The 16366-nt window shown below is 71.0% G+C and carries 10 protein-coding genes and 3 riboswitches; of the genes, 6 read left to right on the top strand and 4 right to left on the bottom strand.

Annotated features, from left to right (window positions below):
- Positions 1-183 precede the first annotated feature (183 nt).
- On the top strand, positions 184-1452 hold the full coding sequence (locus VFE05_18475) for an AAA family ATPase (GenBank protein HET6232066.1): 1269 nt from the start codon (positions 184-186) through the stop codon (positions 1450-1452).
- An 86-nt stretch (positions 1453-1538) separates the two neighbouring features.
- Here the strand turns inward: VFE05_18475 and VFE05_18470 are convergent, their stop codons facing one another.
- On the bottom strand, positions 1539-3095 hold the full coding sequence (locus VFE05_18470) for a glycosyltransferase family 39 protein (GenBank protein HET6232065.1): 1557 nt from the start codon (positions 3093-3095) through the stop codon (positions 1539-1541).
- A gap of 154 nt (positions 3096-3249) precedes the next feature.
- Positions 3250-4167 (bottom strand): hypothetical protein, encoded by a 918-nt coding sequence (locus VFE05_18465; GenBank protein ID HET6232064.1) that lies wholly within the window; start codon positions 4165-4167, stop codon positions 3250-3252.
- Between the two features lie 571 nt (positions 4168-4738).
- On the opposite strand from VFE05_18465, the gene VFE05_18460 reads away from it, so the two are divergent.
- The gene (locus VFE05_18460; protein HET6232063.1) at positions 4739-5524 is read left to right on the top strand and encodes a class I SAM-dependent methyltransferase; all 786 of its coding nucleotides are present in this window, start codon (positions 4739-4741) and stop codon (positions 5522-5524) included.
- Between the two features lie 336 nt (positions 5525-5860).
- Here VFE05_18460 and VFE05_18455 read toward each other — a convergent pair whose 3' ends face one another.
- Positions 5861-8614 carry a hypothetical protein gene (locus VFE05_18455; protein ID HET6232062.1) on the bottom strand — a complete coding sequence of 918 codons (2754 nt, stop codon included), beginning with the start codon at positions 8612-8614 and terminating at the stop codon, positions 5861-5863.
- A 97-nt stretch (positions 8615-8711) separates the two neighbouring features.
- Positions 8712-8804: riboswitch (cyclic di-GMP riboswitch) on the bottom strand.
- A 441-nt stretch (positions 8805-9245) separates the two neighbouring features.
- A riboswitch (cyclic di-GMP riboswitch) is annotated at positions 9246-9339 on the bottom strand.
- A gap of 628 nt (positions 9340-9967) precedes the next feature.
- Positions 9968-11443: a hypothetical protein gene (locus tag VFE05_18450; protein ID HET6232061.1), complete on the bottom strand. Its 1476-nt coding sequence runs from the start codon at positions 11441-11443 to the stop codon at positions 9968-9970.
- 86 nt (positions 11444-11529) lie between these two features.
- Positions 11530-11616: riboswitch (cyclic di-GMP riboswitch) on the bottom strand.
- A gap of 232 nt (positions 11617-11848) precedes the next feature.
- Between VFE05_18450 and VFE05_18445 the strand changes: the two genes are divergently transcribed.
- The 4 genes from VFE05_18445 to VFE05_18430 all read left to right on the top strand — a co-directional run bounded on the left by VFE05_18445 (position 11849) and on the right by VFE05_18430 (position 16276).
- Positions 11849-12709 carry a polysaccharide deacetylase family protein gene (locus tag VFE05_18445; protein HET6232060.1) on the top strand — a complete coding sequence of 287 codons (861 nt, stop codon included), beginning with the start codon at positions 11849-11851 and terminating at the stop codon, positions 12707-12709.
- Between the two features lies 1 nt (position 12710).
- Complete coding sequence (locus tag VFE05_18440; GenBank protein HET6232059.1) at positions 12711-13898, top strand: ATP-grasp domain-containing protein; 1188 nt, start codon at positions 12711-12713, stop codon at positions 13896-13898.
- 321 nt (positions 13899-14219) lie between these two features.
- Positions 14220-15392, top strand: a complete 1173-nt coding sequence (locus VFE05_18435; GenBank protein ID HET6232058.1) for a glycosyltransferase — start codon at positions 14220-14222, stop codon at positions 15390-15392.
- The gene (locus VFE05_18430) at positions 15389-16276 is read left to right on the top strand and encodes a class I SAM-dependent methyltransferase (protein ID HET6232057.1); all 888 of its coding nucleotides are present in this window, start codon (positions 15389-15391) and stop codon (positions 16274-16276) included. Before VFE05_18435 ends, VFE05_18430 begins: the two co-directional genes overlap by 4 nt.
- Positions 16277-16366: the final 90 nt, after the last annotated feature.

Genomic DNA, 16366 nt, shown 5'->3' with positions numbered 1-16366 from the left:
CCTCCCCCCTGTCGTCCCGCACCCCCGACTGTTGCACGCGTCCAACAGCGGCAGGGAGCGTTTCGCATTTCGCTACGGATCCATCATTACCGAGCGCGTTCGGTTGGTTATGATAACTTATTTGCTTATCATAACTCATTTGACTATAATAACCGACAACCTTCAAACGGTGATGATAGCCCTATGTCGATCTCTACTTTGTGGGAGCCGTTCGGGCTGAGCGGAAATCCGTTCTTCCAAAGTGAGCTGCGTACGAGTGACTCCGCTCACCCGGTAAGCCTCTTCGTTGGCCGAGATGGCGAGCTTGAGCGTGTGCGGCGGCGTCTCTCGACGGATACGGCGACACGCACGATCATCGAAGGGGCACCGGGGGTGGGGAAGACCACTTTCGTGAATCGCCTCAAGGCCGACCTGGCGAGTCTCGGGCTCGCCACGTACGACCAGCCGGTGCGGATCGAGTCGACGACCACGCGCAGCTCGTTCATTGCGGACGTGCTGCGAACGCTCCTGCGAATCCGTCTCGGTGCGGGGCTCGACAACGAGAGCGGAATCTGGTCGCGCACCGCCCGTATCCTGGAGGGCGGCGAACTGATCGGCGGATCGGTATCGCTCATGGGGTTGGGAGCAGGGATGTCGCGCGGCTACGTAGCGCCTCAAGCTCCACCCGACTCGCTGTACGAACACCTCGGCGCCGCGCTGGACCACATGGCCGCCGAGATCGGCGCGCCCGTGGTACTGCACATAAACAACCTGGAAGCCCTGACGATCGAGCATGCGCAGGCCGCGGCCACGCTGGTTCTCGACCTGCGGGACTACCTCCTGATCCCCGGTGCGCACTGGATGTTCGTGGGAGCCACGGGTATCGAGACCACGATCTTCCGAACCCACGAGCAGGTAGGCGGGATCTTCCCGGCCGCCCTGGTTCTCGAGTCGCTCTCCCCGGCATCCGTCGAACGCCTGCTTGCATTGCGGTACGAACATCTCAAGCTCGCGAAACACTCCGTCACTCCGCCCATCGAGCCCGCGGAAGCGGCAAGGCTGTACGCGTTGTACCAGGGAGACCTTCGCAACTTCCTGCGCCTGCTCACCGAAGCCGCCGAGGCGATCTTAGGGGTCCACGGGGTGCGGCCGATGACCGAGGCAGATGTACGGCGAGTGGCGGCCCCGGACTGCCAACGCAGGCTTCGAGAGCGTGTGGGTGAGGACGACTTCGCCCAGCTCAAGCGAATCCTCGACGGCCATGCCGCGGGCGAGGTGCGCGTTGCTGATGCAGCCAAGTCCACGAAGCTCAGCCAGGCAGGGGTTAGCAAGCTGTTTCAGCGCCTGGAGCAGAAGAAGGCGATCCACGCCACACGTACCGCCGGGAAAAGCCGATACTACCGTGCGAGCGGAGACGTGCTCGTCGCCTTCGGCGTGTCGGCCGATGAGCTTCTCGCCTCACCGCGCGAGTAGAAGCAGGAGATGCCTCACAGAAAACGCGACGAGGGGCACCCGCGCGATCCGCGCCGGTGCCCCTCGTCCAATCTTCCTGCGTCGCATCACGGCCGCGGCGGTGCTCCCGGCGTCCGTACGCAGTGGTGCACGACCACACGGTAGATGCGGTAGTCCCAGCGCGGGCGCTCGAAGGCGGCTTCCTCGGTGCAGCGGTGGGCGAGCCAGCGGCTCACGAGACCCTCGTCGTCGTCGACCATGCCGTAGCGCTGGACCGACGAGACGACCCAGACATCGCCCGCCGCGGCCAGCTCGCGCTCCAGGAACGCGGGATCGTGGCGCATCTCGCGGACGTTCAGGCCCGCGGCGTAGCGGTCGGCCACGACTCTCGGCCACGTGAGCACGCGCGCTCCGGCCGCATGCGCCCGCAGATAGGCGAACGCCGGCCGGTAGTCGTAGCGCGTTCCGCTGGAGATGTGCGATACGGTCGCCGGAAGCACCGCCGCGCACAGCACCGCCGTCGCGGCCCAGGCGGCGAGGGCACGTCCGGACGCCATCCGCTCCACGCCCATCTGCACCAGCCCGCCCGCGGAGACGAAGACGAGCGGCAGCATGGCCGTCGCGTAGTCCGCGTACACGTCGGTGCGGAAGGCGGCGATCATCATCCCACTCAGCGTGGCAGCCACGCCGCAGGCCGCCATCGCGCCCCAGCGCCGCCGCCCCGCATCTCCCGATGCGAGCGCGGCCGCGGCACCCAGCAGCCCCGCCACGCACATCGCCGGCGACAGCCACTCTGCGACGGCGGGGACAAGGCGCAGCGTGGAGAGCCAGCCGCGCCCGCCCCAGTTCTGAAGCGCGCCGGAGTGCCCGCCCAGCCGTAGCGCCGCCCAGCCCGCCGCGATGAGCGCCAGGTACGGCATCCACAGCCCCATCCACGCCAGCCGCGACGGCCACCGCCAGCCGAACCGCCCATCCGCCCGCACGAGCGTGACGCCCAGCGCCGCACCCGCGGCCGGGAACGCGAACGACGGGTGCGTGGCCGACCCCAGCGCCAGCGGCACCAGGGCCGCGACGAAGCCGCGCATCCTCTCCCGCCCGTACGCCTCCCACAGCGCGCGCTGGAAGAGGGCGGAGAGCAGGAAGAGCACCGACCAGTAGCGCGCGAAGCCGCTCTCGTGCAGGTGCCACGGCGCAACGGCCACCAGCACCGCCGCCACCAGCCCCGCCGCGCCACCGAACACCCGCCGCGCCAGCACCCACACCGCCCAGATGCCCGCCACGCCCGCCACGAACGGCACCAGCCGCAGCCATCCCTCCGTCGCGGGGAAGAGCGACAGCATGACGTGCTGGAGCAGGAAGTACAGCGGCCGCGCGTGGATCCCCGGCGCCAGCGCCACGTGGAAGAGGTCGCGCCCCTCCATCACCGTGTAGAGCTCGTCCTGGTCCAGCGGGAAGCTTCGCAGTCCCCACATCCGCAGCGCCGCGCCCACCAGCAGGATCGCCGCGATACCCAGCTTCTCCGCGCCGGGAACCGCATCCGCAGCTCTCACCGGCTCCGCATCTACCACGATGCCACGCCCGTTCAGCGCGGGAACGGCCACGCGCGCGCGCCGCATGCCCGCCCGAACCGCGGGGCCCTCGGCCGATGTCTGAGTTTTCGCCACGGGATTCCAGCTCGGGGAATGTCGACGGGCAGAAAATGCGAGGAACCTCAGGTCTTCCAAGCAGTTGCCGTTAGTCCGCGAAGGCGGACTTTGCGCAGTCGTTGCCGCGGTTTCAACCGCCACCACTCGCCTGCACCAGCCCGGCAGAACCGCCTCAGAACGCGTTCGGCAGCGCGAACGGATCGGGATGGCGAGAACCGTCCACCACCTCCCACGGCCCCCAGAACAGATGCAGGTCGCGCGGGTTGTTCTTGTTCTTGTTCGCCCCCAGCTCCACCTTCGCCACGCGCGGGGTGGGCGAGCCGCGCATCTCCATGCCGTGGTACGTCCACCCGCCGGGGTCGATGCGCCCGCCGCGGGTGAGCCGGCGGCGCCAGTACTGGAAGACGGCGGATCTCTCGCCCGTCTTCCGGTAATGGATCGCGTACTCCCACCACTCGCCATCCGTCCACTCCGTCGTCACGCGGCCGAAGTCCGGCGCGGAGCCCGGCAGCGGCATCTCCAGGTACGGCAGATACGCCCCGCCGCGCTCCTGCACGCCCACGCCGGTCACGTAATCCGTGCCGTTCGAGAACTGCAGCTCGCCGCGCCCGTCGAAGCCCTCCCACTGGAAAAACGCCAGCTTGTAGCTGTCCGCAGATCCCGCCGGGTCGGGGCCGGACGTGGTCCAGCCCGGCTCGAAGCGCATCTTCCAGCGCAGCCACATGTCGTCCAGCGGCGCCACCTTCTGCGCCATGCGCGGCGACGAGCCGGGCGAGCCGGCGTTCGCCGGGAAGGTGATGCGCAGCGCACGCCCGAAGGTGGCGTCCGGCACCAGGTCGACGAAGCCGTACACGTCGCGCGCATCGAACCACCAGAAGTACGCCGATCGCCGCAGCTCTTCGCGCGACGCGTAGCTCTTCCAGTCGTCGCCCGCGACGGTGCGGTACGCGCCCGTCTGGGAGATGCGCTGCGGCCCGCCCGGCAGCAACGACGCGGCCGATGCCAGCGCGGGCTCCAGCTGCCTGCGCACCCGCTCGCTCCCCGCCGCGCGCACGAGCCCTGCCACCGCGACGCACGCGAATGCCGCCATCCACGCCGCGCCGCGCCCGAACCTGCGGCGACGCGCGCCCACGCCCGGTGTTGCGCGTACGCCACGCATCGCGCGGAGATGCGCGGGAGATCGGGATGGGGGATTCCGGACGGGCAAGACTTTCCTCCGCAATGGGTTGCGCGCTGTCATCCGCGTCGCGCGCCCGGCCTATCGGCCCGTGACATACGCTTCAGGACGCGCAACTCCGGCGCCCCGCATCTACTGTCGGCGCGGCCCGGCGCGATTCACACCGGCGAGGAGACGCCGGTGACTTCTGGAGATGCGGACATCCGCATCGCATCGCCCGTCGTCTACCGAATCGCCCGTGCGCGGCGCCGATCGCTCTCCGCGGATCGACGAGACGACGGCCGATGCGTGATGGAGTGCGGCCTGCGGAGGCGGCGAGTGGCGCGACAACTGTTGCCGGGTCGCGCCACGGGCGGGATGGGGGCGCATCTGCGGTTCCAGCATCTACGCTGCTTTTCTCGGGAGATGCGCGGCGGGACGGATGGATTGCGGTGTGCGAGCCGGGAGGACGAGACGGATGCGCAAACCACCGCGGAGATGAGCCATGGACGTGTTCCTGGAGTGCGTGGACGACCCCAAGGAGCGGCGCCGGTACGCCACGCTCAAGCAGACGCTGGAGCCGCTTCGCCCCCTGTTCGAGGGCAAGCGGGTGCTGGACTTCGGCGCGTCGCACGGCCCAGCCATCTGCGCGCTGCTGGAGATGGGCGCCGCCGAGGTCGTGGGCGTGGAGCCCGAGGCCGAGTGGGTGCGCGCCGGGCACCGCATCCTCGCGCACGCCGGGTTCGGACCGCGGGCCACGCTGCTGCACGTGGCCGACACACGCGTGCTGCCTTTCGCGGACGGCGCGTTCGACATGGTGCTCGCGAACGCGGTGATCGAGCACATCCCCCAGCCGCGCGAGGCGTACATCCGCGAGCTGTGGCGCGTGCTGGCCGACGGCGGCTACCTGATGGTCAACGAGACGCCCAACAAGTACCTGCCGAAGGACGTCCACACCACCGGCCTCTGGTTCGTCCCCTGGCTCCCGGCCGAGACGGCCCGCCGCTACGCCGTGCGCCGCGGCCGCTTCCCAGCCGATGGGCACTGGCCCAGCTCCGGCTGGCGCGGTCTCGGCTTTCGGGAGATGGTGGACGCGCTCGGCTCGCCGTACACGCTGATCCCCGAGACCTCGCGCCCGCGCCACCGCGCGCTCACTCGCCTGGGCCTGCCCGCGTCGCTGCTGGATCCGTATCCCAACTGGCTCCTCCGCAAGACGCCCCGCGTCCGCGCCGCATCGCCGGCATCCTCCGCATCCATCACCCCCGAACCCGTCCACGCAGTCTCCGCGTGAGCTCGGTGGTGGAAAGCGTCGGGTGATCGAGCTTGGAGGCTGCGGAGAGGGTGCCCCCTCCCCCCGCCCCTCCCCCGCAAGCGGGAGAGGGGAGCTTATTCCACGGCGGGAGCGAGACTTACGCGATCCGGGCGTTGTCCGGCAGACACCGCGCAGACCTCGCGCCGCGCACTTCTGGTCTCCCCTCCCCCAGGCAGTTTTGGGGGAGGGGCCGGGGGAGGGGGCCTGCTTCCGCCACGAACCCATCCTTCCAAAAACCGAGGGGGAGCCGCTCACGCGACTCCCCCTCTTGTCATTGCCGATCGGCCGACGGGCGGTCCGTTCTTCAGCCGCGGGCTAGAAGCCGCTCATGCCGAAGGGGTTGGCGTAGGTGGCGCCGTTCACCACCTCCCACGGTCCCCAGTACACGTACTGGGTGGCCGCGGGCGCCTTGAGCAGGTTGGCGCCGAGCTGCACGGCCGCCGCCTGCGGCGTGGTGCTGCCGTCCTCGGTGTAGCCGTAGTAGGTGAAGGCGTTGTTCACCGTGGTGCCGCCGCTGGTGAGCCGGCGCTTCCAGAAGTGCTGGCGGCCCGTGGTGGCGCCCGTCTTCTGCCAGTACACCACGTACTCGTACCAGTCGCCGCTGGTGAGCTCCGCGCTCGCCGTGCCGAAGGCCGTGCTGCCGGGCAGCAGGTTCTCGGTGTAGCGGATGTACTGGTTGCCGGCGTCCTTGGCGCTCCAGTTGTTGGCGTAGCCCGCGCCGTTCTCGAAGTCCAGGCTGCCGCTGCCACCGTATCCGGACCACGTCCACCGCGCCAGCGTCCACCCGCTGCCTGCGTTCCAGCCCGGCGAGAGCTTCATGCGGAAGCGGAACCACATGCGGTCCAGCGCCGCGGGAAGCTTCTTGTTCAGCACCGGCGCCGTGGTGGTGCCGGCGTTCTGCGTGACGCGCGCGACCTGCCCGAACGTGGGGTCCGAGACGAGCGACACGTTGGCGTACGTGGCCGCCGAGGTGCCGAAGTAGCCCGTGGGCTGCAGCGAGCTGCCCGCCGCGTACGAGCGCCAGTCGTCACCCGCGACCTTGGCGTACGCCCCCGTGCTCGGCGGCGCCGACGTGGTGGACGCCGTGACCGTCACGGCCGACGTGTCGGCCAGCGTGGAGCCCTGGCCCACCGCGATCACGCGGAAGGTGCCGGCCGTCTGCCCCGCGGTGTACAGGCCCGCCGTGGTGATCGTGCCGCCCGTGGCGCTGTAGGTCGCCGTGACCGCCTTGGACGACCCGTCGCTGTAGGTGCCCGTGGCGGAGAACTGCACCGTCCCGCCACCCTGCACCGACGCGCTGGGCGGGTTCAGCACCACCCTCGTGAGCGTAGGCCGTGTCGCTGCCGGCGACGAGACGGTCACCGTGGACGTGTCCGCCAGCGTGGAGCCCTGCGCGACCGAGATCACGCGGAACGTGCCCCCCGTCTGGCCCGCCGTGTACAGGCCCGCGGTGGTGATGGTCCCGCCGGTGGCCGAGTACGTGGCCGCCACGGCCTTGCTGGTGCCGTCGCTGTACGTGCCCGACGTGGTGAACTGAACCGTTCCGCCCGCCTGCACGGACGCGGTGGGCGGGTTGAGCACGACCGCCGTCAGCGTCGCCGCCGGGGCCGCGGTCACGTTGACCGAGGCGGTGTCGGCCACGCCGTTGGTGGCGGTGGCGATCACGCGGAAGGTGCCCGCGGCTGCGCCGGCCGTGTACAGCCCGGCACCGCTGATGGTGCCGCCGGTGGCGTTGTAGGCCACGCTCGCCGGCTGCGACGTGCCGTCGCTCATGGTGGCCGTGGCGCTGAACTGCAGCGTCTTGCCGGACTGCACGCTGCTGCCCTTGGGCGCCAGCGTCACCTTGGTCACCGTCGCCGACTGCGCGGCCACCGTGACCGTGGCCGTGTCGGCCATGCCGTTCGCGGCGGTGCCCACGACCTTGTACGTGCCCGCGCTGGCCGGCGCGGTGTAGGCGCCCGTGCTCGCCACGGTGCCCGCGGTGGCCGTCCACGTGACCGACGCCGCCTGCGTGGTGCCGTCGCTCATCTGCGCGGTGGCGCTGAACTGCGCCGTGCCCGAGGGGGCGAGCGAGACCGTCTTGGGGCTCACCGTGACCTTGGTGGCCGTGGCGGGCGAGGGCGCCGGGGCGCTGCCGCTCACGTTGGGCATGCCGAACGGGTTGGGGTACTTGGCCCCGTCCACCACCTCCCACTGGCCCCAGTACAGGTACATGGTGGTGGGGTTGTTCTTGTTCTTGTTGATGCCCAGCTCCACGTGCGCCACCTGCGGCGTGGTGTTGCCGCTCATGGCGTAGCCGTGGAAGATCCACGGGTTGGGGTTGATGGCCCCGTTGGTGGTCAGCTTGCGCCGCCAGAAGTACTGGTTGGCCGTGGTCGCGCCCGTCTTCTCGTAGTAGACCACGAACTCGTACCACTGGCCGTCGCTCCACTCCTGGCTGGTCACGCCGAAGTTGGCGGCGCTGCCGGGCATGAGCGTCTCCTTGTACGACAGGCTGGCGCCGGTCGCGCCGTCGTTCACGCCGTTGCCGGTGATGTACTCGCTGGTGTTGGAGTACTCGATCTCGCCGCGGCCCGCGTAGCCCTGCCAGGTCCAGAAGGCGATCTTGTAGCTGTTGGCCCAGCCGCTGGGGTCGGGGCCCACCGTGGTCCAGCCGGGCTGGAACTTCATGCGCCAGCGGTACCACATCTTGTCCATGGGCGCCGGCAGGTCCTTGGCGATGCGGGGCGACGACCCCGACGAGCCGGTGTTCGCCGGGAAGGTGATGCGCACCACCTGCCCGAAGGTGGGGTCCTGTACCAGGTCCACGTAGTCGTACACGTTCCGGTTGGCCGAGTCGACCCACCAGAACAGGCCGGCGGCCTTGAGCTGGTCCTTGGTCTGGTACGCCTTCCAGTCGTCTCCCACGACCGCGCTATACCCGCTGGTCGCCACGGCGGGGGCTGCCTGCACGCCGCCGTCCAGCGGGCCCACCGGGGCCTGCGTGCGGTCGGAGCAGGCCGCCAGCGCCGCGAGCGCCGTAGCCGCCAGGATGGCCTTCCCGTTCCTGCTTGCTGCCGTGCTTCTCATCTGAACGTCTCCTCGAAACCGCGTTAGTGACTCCCGGAACCGCGGCTTTTCCCCCGTTTTTGGGCAAAGAAAAGCCGCCAGCTCGACCCTGCGAGTCGCTGGCGGCTCGGCTGGCGTGGCGGGAGTTGCCCCCCGCTGTAGCCCCGTAGCTCTGCGTCGGCACCTTTCGGCACCTTTGCTCTGATCAGCGTCCGGTCGGTCCGCCATCATCGGCGGCCGCGTTGCGGGAAAATCGCATGAGGTGTGCCATGCGTAAGCCCATATTCGACAATCAGTTACGACATTTGTTTGCATTTGAGGGTTTTTAGCGCGTCATTTCGCGCCCTGGCTAACTTACGAGAACTACTCCACATGATTCACAATCACCCGTGTATCTACAACTCCGGCCAATCCCCATTGTTACGAGCGATGCGTGGCCTTCCTGTCCGCCTGTCATGGTTCGGGTAACCTGCGCATTGTGCGAGAAACTTTGCACAACGCGGCTCGGCGTTCCCTCGTTCCGCGAAATCTGGCGGATGGAGTAACCCAGGGCTCGCTTCGCCCGTCGCCGGTTGCCTGTCCGGATCCTTCGTCGAGCAAGGTTTCCGTTTCCGGAATGCACAGAGCCGCCAGGGTCGACGGATCTCGAGTCGCTGGCGGCTCGGCCGGCATGGCGGGAGACTGTCTCCCGCGGTAGCCCCGTGGCTCTGCGCGGGCGCCTTTCGGCGCCGTTGCTCTGATCAGCGTTCCGTTCCGGCCGTCTGCGTCGGCGGCCGGGGATGCAGGTTTGCATCACCCGTGCCACTGACACCGAAGCTATATGTCTTGCATCTGCCGATACTTACGTCTTTTCGGCACGCGCTGCCGCCAGACGTTTTTTCGCCGCGGGAGCGCGGCCTTCGCCGCGGGCAGTCCATGCCCGGCGTTCTACCGCCGCCCTGCGTCCTCCGCGCTTCCACCGCCTCGTCCCGAGGCGATCCTCGCGAGCCGCCGCGCTCCCGCATCCGCTGCATTCTGCCGGACGAGGTCGATCCGTCGTCCGCTATCCATCTACCGAACGGTCCGTCTATCGAACATACGGGATGATCGGATGCTGCTCATCCCCGCTGGCAGCCGCCCATCTTCCGGTCGCTCTCGGACATCGTCCAATTCCCGGCCGTCCATCTTCCGATCACTGTCCGAACATCGTCCGATCGAGCCGTCTGCCGATCATCCGCAGTGGCCTGGCGTTCATCTACCGAGACCGAGCCCGCTTGTCGGCTGGGATCCGCTTGGATCAGCGGCCGTTCATCCAGCGAAATCTGCCGAGCCGATCTTCGATCCACCCGTCCGTCCCTTCCGCCGGGCGAGCGGCGGAGGAAAGCGGCGGTGCGGCTACTGGGCGTTCGGCATGGAGAAGGGGTTGGCGTACCTGCCGCCGTCCACCACCTCCCACGGGCCCCAGTAGATGTACATGGTCGTGGGATTGTTCTTGTTTTTGTTCGCGCCGAGCTCGATCTGCCGCACGCGGGGCGTGGTGGCGCCGCTCATGGCCATGCCGTGGTACGTCCACCCGTTGGCGACCACCTTGCCGCCCGAGGTGAGACGGCGGCGCCAGTACTGGTAGAGGGCCGAATTGGCGCCCGTCTTCTTGTAGTGGATCACGTACTCCCACCACTCGCCGTCGGTCCACTCGGTGCCCACGTTGCCGAAGTCGGCCGCGCTGCCGGGCAGGAGGGTCTCGCTGTAGTGCAGGAAGGCGCCCGATGCGTCCTGCACGCCCACGCCGGTGATGTACTGGCTGGTGTTGGACAGCTCCAGCTCGCCGCGGCTGCTGAACCCGCTCTCCCACTCGAAGAAGGCGATCTTGTAGCTGTTGGCCGAGCCGGCGGGGTCCGGGCCCACCGTGGTCCAGCCCGGGTTGTACTTCATCTTCCAGCGCAGCCACATGTCGCCCAGCGGCGCGGGCAGCGTCTGCGCCATGCGCGGCGACGAGCCGGGCGAGCCGCTGTTCTGCGGGAAGGTGATGCGCAGCACCTGGCCGAAGGTGGGGTCCTGCGCCAGGTCGGTGAACTGGTTCACGTCGCGCGAGTCGAACCACCAGAAGTACTGGCGGGCGGTGAGCGCGGCCTTGTTCGCGTACGAGTGCCAGTCGTCGCCCGCCAGCGCCGTGAACGTCCCGCCCGGCGCGGGAGTCGGAGTAGGCGTGGGGGTGGGAGTCGGCGTGGGCGTGGGGGCCGGGGTCGCCGCGGTGACGGTGACGGCGACCGAGTCCGCGATGCCGCCCGCGGCGGCGGCCTTCACGCGGTACGTGCCCGCGGTGGCGCCGGCCGTGTACAGGCCCGCGGCGCTCACGGTGCCGCCGGTGGCCGTCCACGTGACCGCCACTGCGGCGGTGCTGCCGTTGGAGTAGCGGCCCTGCGCGCTGAGCTGCAGCGTCCCCCCGGCCGCCACGCTGGCGCCCGCCGGGCCGACCACCACGGCGCTCAGGGTGATGACGGGCGTGGGGGCGGTGACGGTGACGTGCGCCGTGTCCGCCGGCCCTCCGTCTGCCGAGGCGATGACCAGCGCGGTGCCGGCCGAGCCCGTGGCGGTGAAGAGCCCCGCGGCGGTGACGGTGCCGCCCACGGCGGTGTAGTGCAGCGCCGCCGTGGCCGCGCTGCCGTCGCTCATGGTGGCCGCGGCCGAGAACTGGACGCTGCCGCCCGCGGGCAGCGTGGCCGTGTGCGGCGTGATGGCGACGGCGGCCAGCGTGGGCCCCTCTTCGCCGCCGGTGGGGCCGGTGGGCCCCGTCACCGCGTCGCTTCCCCCGCCGCACCCCGCCATCCCCGCGAACGCCAACAGCACCGGAACGATCTTGGCTGCCTTCATGGTGCGAGCTCCTGGGCCGTGTTTTCGCTCAAGGAACGCCGGAGACAGGCACAAAAAAAGCCACCTCTCCCGACGCTCGTCGGGAAGCTGGCGGCTCGGCTGGCGTGGCGGTTCCCCGCGGTAGCCCCGTGGCTCTGCGCCGGCGCCTTTCGGCGCCTTTGCTCTGAGCAGCTTCGTAAAGTTCTGGTTCGTGGAACCGCCGGAGGGCCGCGTGGCCCGCCGCGCTGCCGGTGCGCGAGTTGCGCCCGGTGGGGGATGGGGCTGGAGCCCGCCCGCGTTTCGACGCACGATAATACCATGATACGACTACAGATGCAATCCCAGCGAACCGTATGCGGGAGTCCGGAAATGTGTGGCGCGAACGCAACATTTCGCAGCCGCGCGAAACATGCCGCCGAGCGTTTCGTGGCCCATACCCCGGTGCCCGCGCTGCTCCGCCGCGGCGCCCGCGGCACGGTCGTGCTCGCCTACCACAACGTGGTGCCGCGGGGCGAGCGAGCGGCCGGCGACCGCTCGCTGCACCTGCCGCAGGACGACTTCGCGCGGCAGCTGGACGCGCTGGCGGCCACGCACGACGTGGTGCCGCTGCCCGAGATGCTGCGCCCCGCGCGCTCCCGCCGCCCCCGCGCCGTGGTCACGTTCGACGACGGCTACCGCGGCGCCCTCACGGCCGGGCTGGAGGAGCTGGCGAAGCGGGGGATGCCGGCCACGTTCTTCGTGGTCCCCGGCCTGGCCGCTGGACACGGCTACTGGTGGGACGAGATGGTGCAGCCGGGCGCGGCGGGGCTGCCGGAGGCGTTCCGGGCCGCCGCGCTGGGCGTGCTGGGCGGCCGCGAGGTGCCCATCCGCCGCAGCGTGCCGCTGCCCGGCGCGCACCCGCTGCCGTGGCACGCGACGGTGGCGGGCGAGGCGGAGATGCGGGCCGCGGGGCGGACGCCCGGCATCTCCCTCGGCTCGCACGGGTGGACGCACGCGAACCTCACGGCGCTCTCCGGCCGCGAGCTGGAGGACGAGCTGGTGCGCCCGCTGCGGGCGTTACGCCAAAAGTTCGGATGCGCGATCCCGTGGCTGTCGTATCCGTACGGCCTGTTCTCGGCAGAGGTGGAGCGGGCGGCGGCGGCGGCGGGCTACGAGGGCGCGGTGCGCGTGGGCGGCGGGCCGCTGCGGGCCACGGGGCAGAGGATGGCGGTGCCGCGGGTGAACGTGCCCGCCGGGCTGTCGCACGACGGATTCGTGCTGCGGGCCGCGGGCCTGCCACTGGGCTGAGATGCCGCGCGTACTGGTCACCGACGGCGGCGAGCGCGCCGCCCTGGCGGTCGTCCGCTCGCTGGGACGCGCCGGCCACGAGGTGCACGTGTGCGGCCCGCGCGAGCGCACGCTGGCGGGAAGCTCCCGCTGGGCACGGTCGAGGTCCGTCGTCTCCGATCCGCTCGCCGCGCCAGCCGCCTTCGCGGCAGAGGTGCGGGCGCTCGCCGTGCGGCTGAGAGTCGAGGTGCTGCTGCCCATCTCCGAGGCGTCGCTGCTGGCGGTGCTCCCGTTCGGCGAGCGGCCGCCGGGCGTGCTGCTGCCCTTCCCCACCGAGCCGGTGTTCCGCGCGGTGTGCGACAAGCGGCGGGTGCTGGCGGCGGCGGAGCGCGCGGGCATCGCCGTGCCCGCCCAGCGCGTGATCGAGCGGGCGGAGGACCGGGCTACCGTGGCGCCGGACACCTTCCGCTTCCCCGTGGTGGTGAAGCCGTCGCGCTCGGTGTGCGAGGGCGAGGGGACGCGCTGCAAGGTGCCGGTGCAGCACGCGGCGGACTGGGTGGAGCTGCGCGTGGTGCTGGAAGACCTGCCGCCCGAGGCGTACCCGGTGATGGTGCAGCAGCGCGTGGTGGGCCCCGGCACCGGCATCTTCCTGCTGATGTGGGACGGCCGGGTGCGTGCGTCCTTCGCCCACCGCCGGCTGCGGGAGAAGCCCCCCGCCGGCGGCGTGAGCGTGCTGCGCGAGAGCGTGGCGGCGGACCCGGTGCTGGCCGACCGGGCCGCGGCGCTGCTGGCGTCGTTCCGCTGGCAGGGCGTGGCGATGGTGGAGATGAAGGTCGATGAGGGGACGGGCACGCCGTACCTGATGGAGATCAACGGACGCTTCTGGGGATCGCTTCAGCTCGCGGTAGATGCGGGGGTGGATTTCCCCGCGCTGCTGCTGGAGTGCGCGGCGGGCCGCGCCCCGAAAGCGCCGCCGCCGTACCGGCCGGGCGTGCGCAGCCGGTGGGAATGGGGCGACGTGGACCACCTGCTCACGCGCATCCGCCGCTCGCCGGCGGAGCTGGCGCTGCCCGCGGGCTCGCCCGGCCGCCTGAGCACCGCCGCGCACGTGCTCACCCCCTGGTCGCGCGGCCGGCGCGGCGAGGTGCTCCGCGCATCGGACCCGGCCCCGTTCGTCCGCGAGACCATCGACTGGTTCCTCCGCCGCTGATCCTCCGTCGCCGGCCCCGCATCTCCCGCATCCGCCGAGTGCCCGGCGGACCGCGATTCGAACATCGCGACGGAATCGCCGGAGCGCATCTACCGCTGTTCATCTACCGAAGATGATCGAACAACATCCATCGAACGACATCCGTCGATTGAACTTCATCTTCCGAGGTTCATCGCCAGACCGTTCGTCCGCTGCTGAACGATCCACTGCCGTTCTCGATCCACCGCCGTGCTCATCTACGTCCGTTCCGAATCGCCGGAGCCGATCCGTCGCAAGCCTGAGATTCGATAGATGCACGATGCCGCAGGGGAGAGGAGAGCCGTGAGCGCACGCCGAACGCGGGTGCTGCACGTGGTGCAGAACCTGAACTACGGGGGGATGGAGCGCCTGATCGCGGAGATGGCGAGGCGCGTGGACCGCGAGCGCTTCGAGCCGCACGTGCTCTGCCTTCAGTACGTGGGGCGCTTCGGGCGGGAGATCGCGGGCGTGGCGGGCGTGCACCTGTGCGGGCCGCTGCCCCGATGGTCGCTCCTGCGCCCGGCGGCGCTCGCGCGCGAGATCGCCCGAATCGCCCCGGACGTGGTGCACAGCCACAGCGGCGTGTGGCTGAAGGCGGCGACGGCGGCGCGCATGGCCGGGGTGCCGCGCGTGGTGCACACGGAGCACGGCCGCCGCTTCCCCGACCCGCTCTCGGACCGGCTGATCGACCGCACCGCCTCGCGCCGGACGGACGTGGTGGTGGCCGTGTCGGACGCGCTCGCCCGGCACCTGCGCCTGCGCGTGACCGGCGGCCGCGCGCGAGTGGTCGCCGTTCCCAACGGCGTGGGCGTGGACGCCTTCCGCCCCGGCGGCGACGGCTCCGCCCTCCGTGCCGAGCTCGGCATCCCGGCCGACGCGCCGATCCTGGGCAGCATCGGCCGGCTGGAGCCGGTCAAGGGCTACGACGTGATGGTGCGGGCGATGGCATCCCTCGTCCACCGCTCGGACGATGCGCGCCCCCGCCCGGTGCTCGTCCTCGCCGGCGACGGTTCGGAGCGCGGAAGGTTGGAGGAGCTGGCACGGGCGATGGAGATCGGCGACCGCGTGCGGTTCCTGGGATGGCGCGACGACGTGCACGCGCTGCACGCGGCGTTCGGCGTCTTCACCCTCTCGTCGCACAGCGAGGGCACGTCCGTGAGCCTGCTGGAGGCGATGAGCGCCGGCATCTGCCCCGTGGTGACCGACGTGGGCGGCAACGCGGCGGTGCTCGGCACCGGCCTCCGGCACCGGCTCGTCGCACCCGCACACCCCGAAGCACTGGCGAACGCCTGGGCCGCCGCGCTGGCGGATGCGCGCGCACGGGAGGCGGACGGCCGGGCCGCGAGGGCCCGCGTGGCCGAGCGCTTCTCGCTGGAAACGATGGTCGCCGCGTACGAGTCGCTCTACGCCGGTCCTCTCCCCCGCCCCGCCGCCGTCTCGCATCTGAACGACCTCCACGCGGAGCCGGTGGCATGAGGCCGGCCGAGCGCATCCTCCTCGCCCTCTCGCGCCCCGCATCCACCGGCGACTACGCGGAGGCGCTGGACCCGTGGACGGTGGAGAACGCGCTGGGGCCGCTGCGGCGCAGCTTCCCGGACCTGGACCGCTGGATCCGCGGCAAGCGGGTGCTGGACTTCGGCTGCGGGAGCGGCTTCCAGGCGGCGGCGCTGGCGCGCGAGGGCGCGGCGTACGTGCTGGGCGTGGACACGAACGCACGCGTGCTGGACGGCGCCCGCGCGCTCGCCCGGCGCGAGGGGCTGGGGCCGCACCGCCTGGCCTTCGCGGCCGCCGTGCCGGAGGAGGGCGAGGGGACGTTCGACGCGGTGATCTCGCAGAACGCGATGGAGCACTTCGGCGACCCCGCCGCGGTGCTGGGGGCGATGCGCTCCGCCCTGGCGCCGGGCGGGCGGCTGCTGGTGACGTTCGGGCCGCCGTGGATGGCGCCGTCGGGCAGCCACATGCACTTCTTCACCCGCGTGCCGTGGGTGAACCTGCTGTTCAGCGAGCGCACGGTGATGGCGGTGCGCGCCCGCTACCGCTCCGACGGCGCGCGGCGGTACGAGGAGGTGGAGTCCGGCCTCAACCGCATGACCCTGCGGCGTTTCGAGCGAGTGGCGGCGCGCAGCGGGCTGCGCTTCGTGCGCCGCGACTACCGCTGCGTGAAGGGGCTGCACTTCCTCGCCCGGCTCCCCGCCGCGCGCGAGCTGTTCGTGAACGTGGTCGACGCCGTGCTCGAGGCCGAGCCGCCCGCGGCGGGTCGCGATGGTGCGCCCGCGCCACGGGTGGGGGCGCTCGGCCACGAGAAGCCGCACCCGCATTTCCCGCCGTCTTCCGTAACTCTCCCGACAGCAACCAGGTAGGCACGCTCCCCCGCCGGCCGCGCCGCGCCCCGCACTTGCCGGGTGCAGGCGTGCGCCCCAGGCCGGCGCTCCCGCAAGCACGCCGCCCGT

This window comes from Longimicrobiaceae bacterium, assembly GCA_035696245.1.
Lineage (GTDB): Bacteria > Gemmatimonadota > Gemmatimonadetes > Longimicrobiales > Longimicrobiaceae > DASRQW01.
Note: the sequence above shows the minus strand (reverse complement) of the source record. Positions and strands in the feature narration are given on the sequence as shown.

What these genes read in the sequence shown, in the direction of transcription:
- VFE05_18440 (HET6232059.1), top strand. Translation starts at nt 12,711, where the DNA reads ATGCCGCGCGTACTGGTCACCGACGGCGGCGAGCGCGCCGCCCTGGCG.
- VFE05_18455 (HET6232062.1), bottom strand. Translation starts at nt 8,614, where the DNA reads ATGAGAAGCACGGCAGCAAGCAGGAACGGGAAGGCCATCCTGGCGGCT.
- VFE05_18460 (HET6232063.1), top strand. Translation starts at nt 4,739, where the DNA reads ATGGACGTGTTCCTGGAGTGCGTGGACGACCCCAAGGAGCGGCGCCGG.
- VFE05_18430 (HET6232057.1), top strand. Translation starts at nt 15,389, where the DNA reads ATGAGGCCGGCCGAGCGCATCCTCCTCGCCCTCTCGCGCCCCGCATCC.
- VFE05_18465 (HET6232064.1), bottom strand. Translation starts at nt 4,167, where the DNA reads ATGGCGGCATTCGCGTGCGTCGCGGTGGCAGGGCTCGTGCGCGCGGCG.
- VFE05_18475 (HET6232066.1), top strand. Translation starts at nt 184, where the DNA reads ATGTCGATCTCTACTTTGTGGGAGCCGTTCGGGCTGAGCGGAAATCCG.
- VFE05_18450 (HET6232061.1), bottom strand. Translation starts at nt 11,443, where the DNA reads ATGAAGGCAGCCAAGATCGTTCCGGTGCTGTTGGCGTTCGCGGGGATG.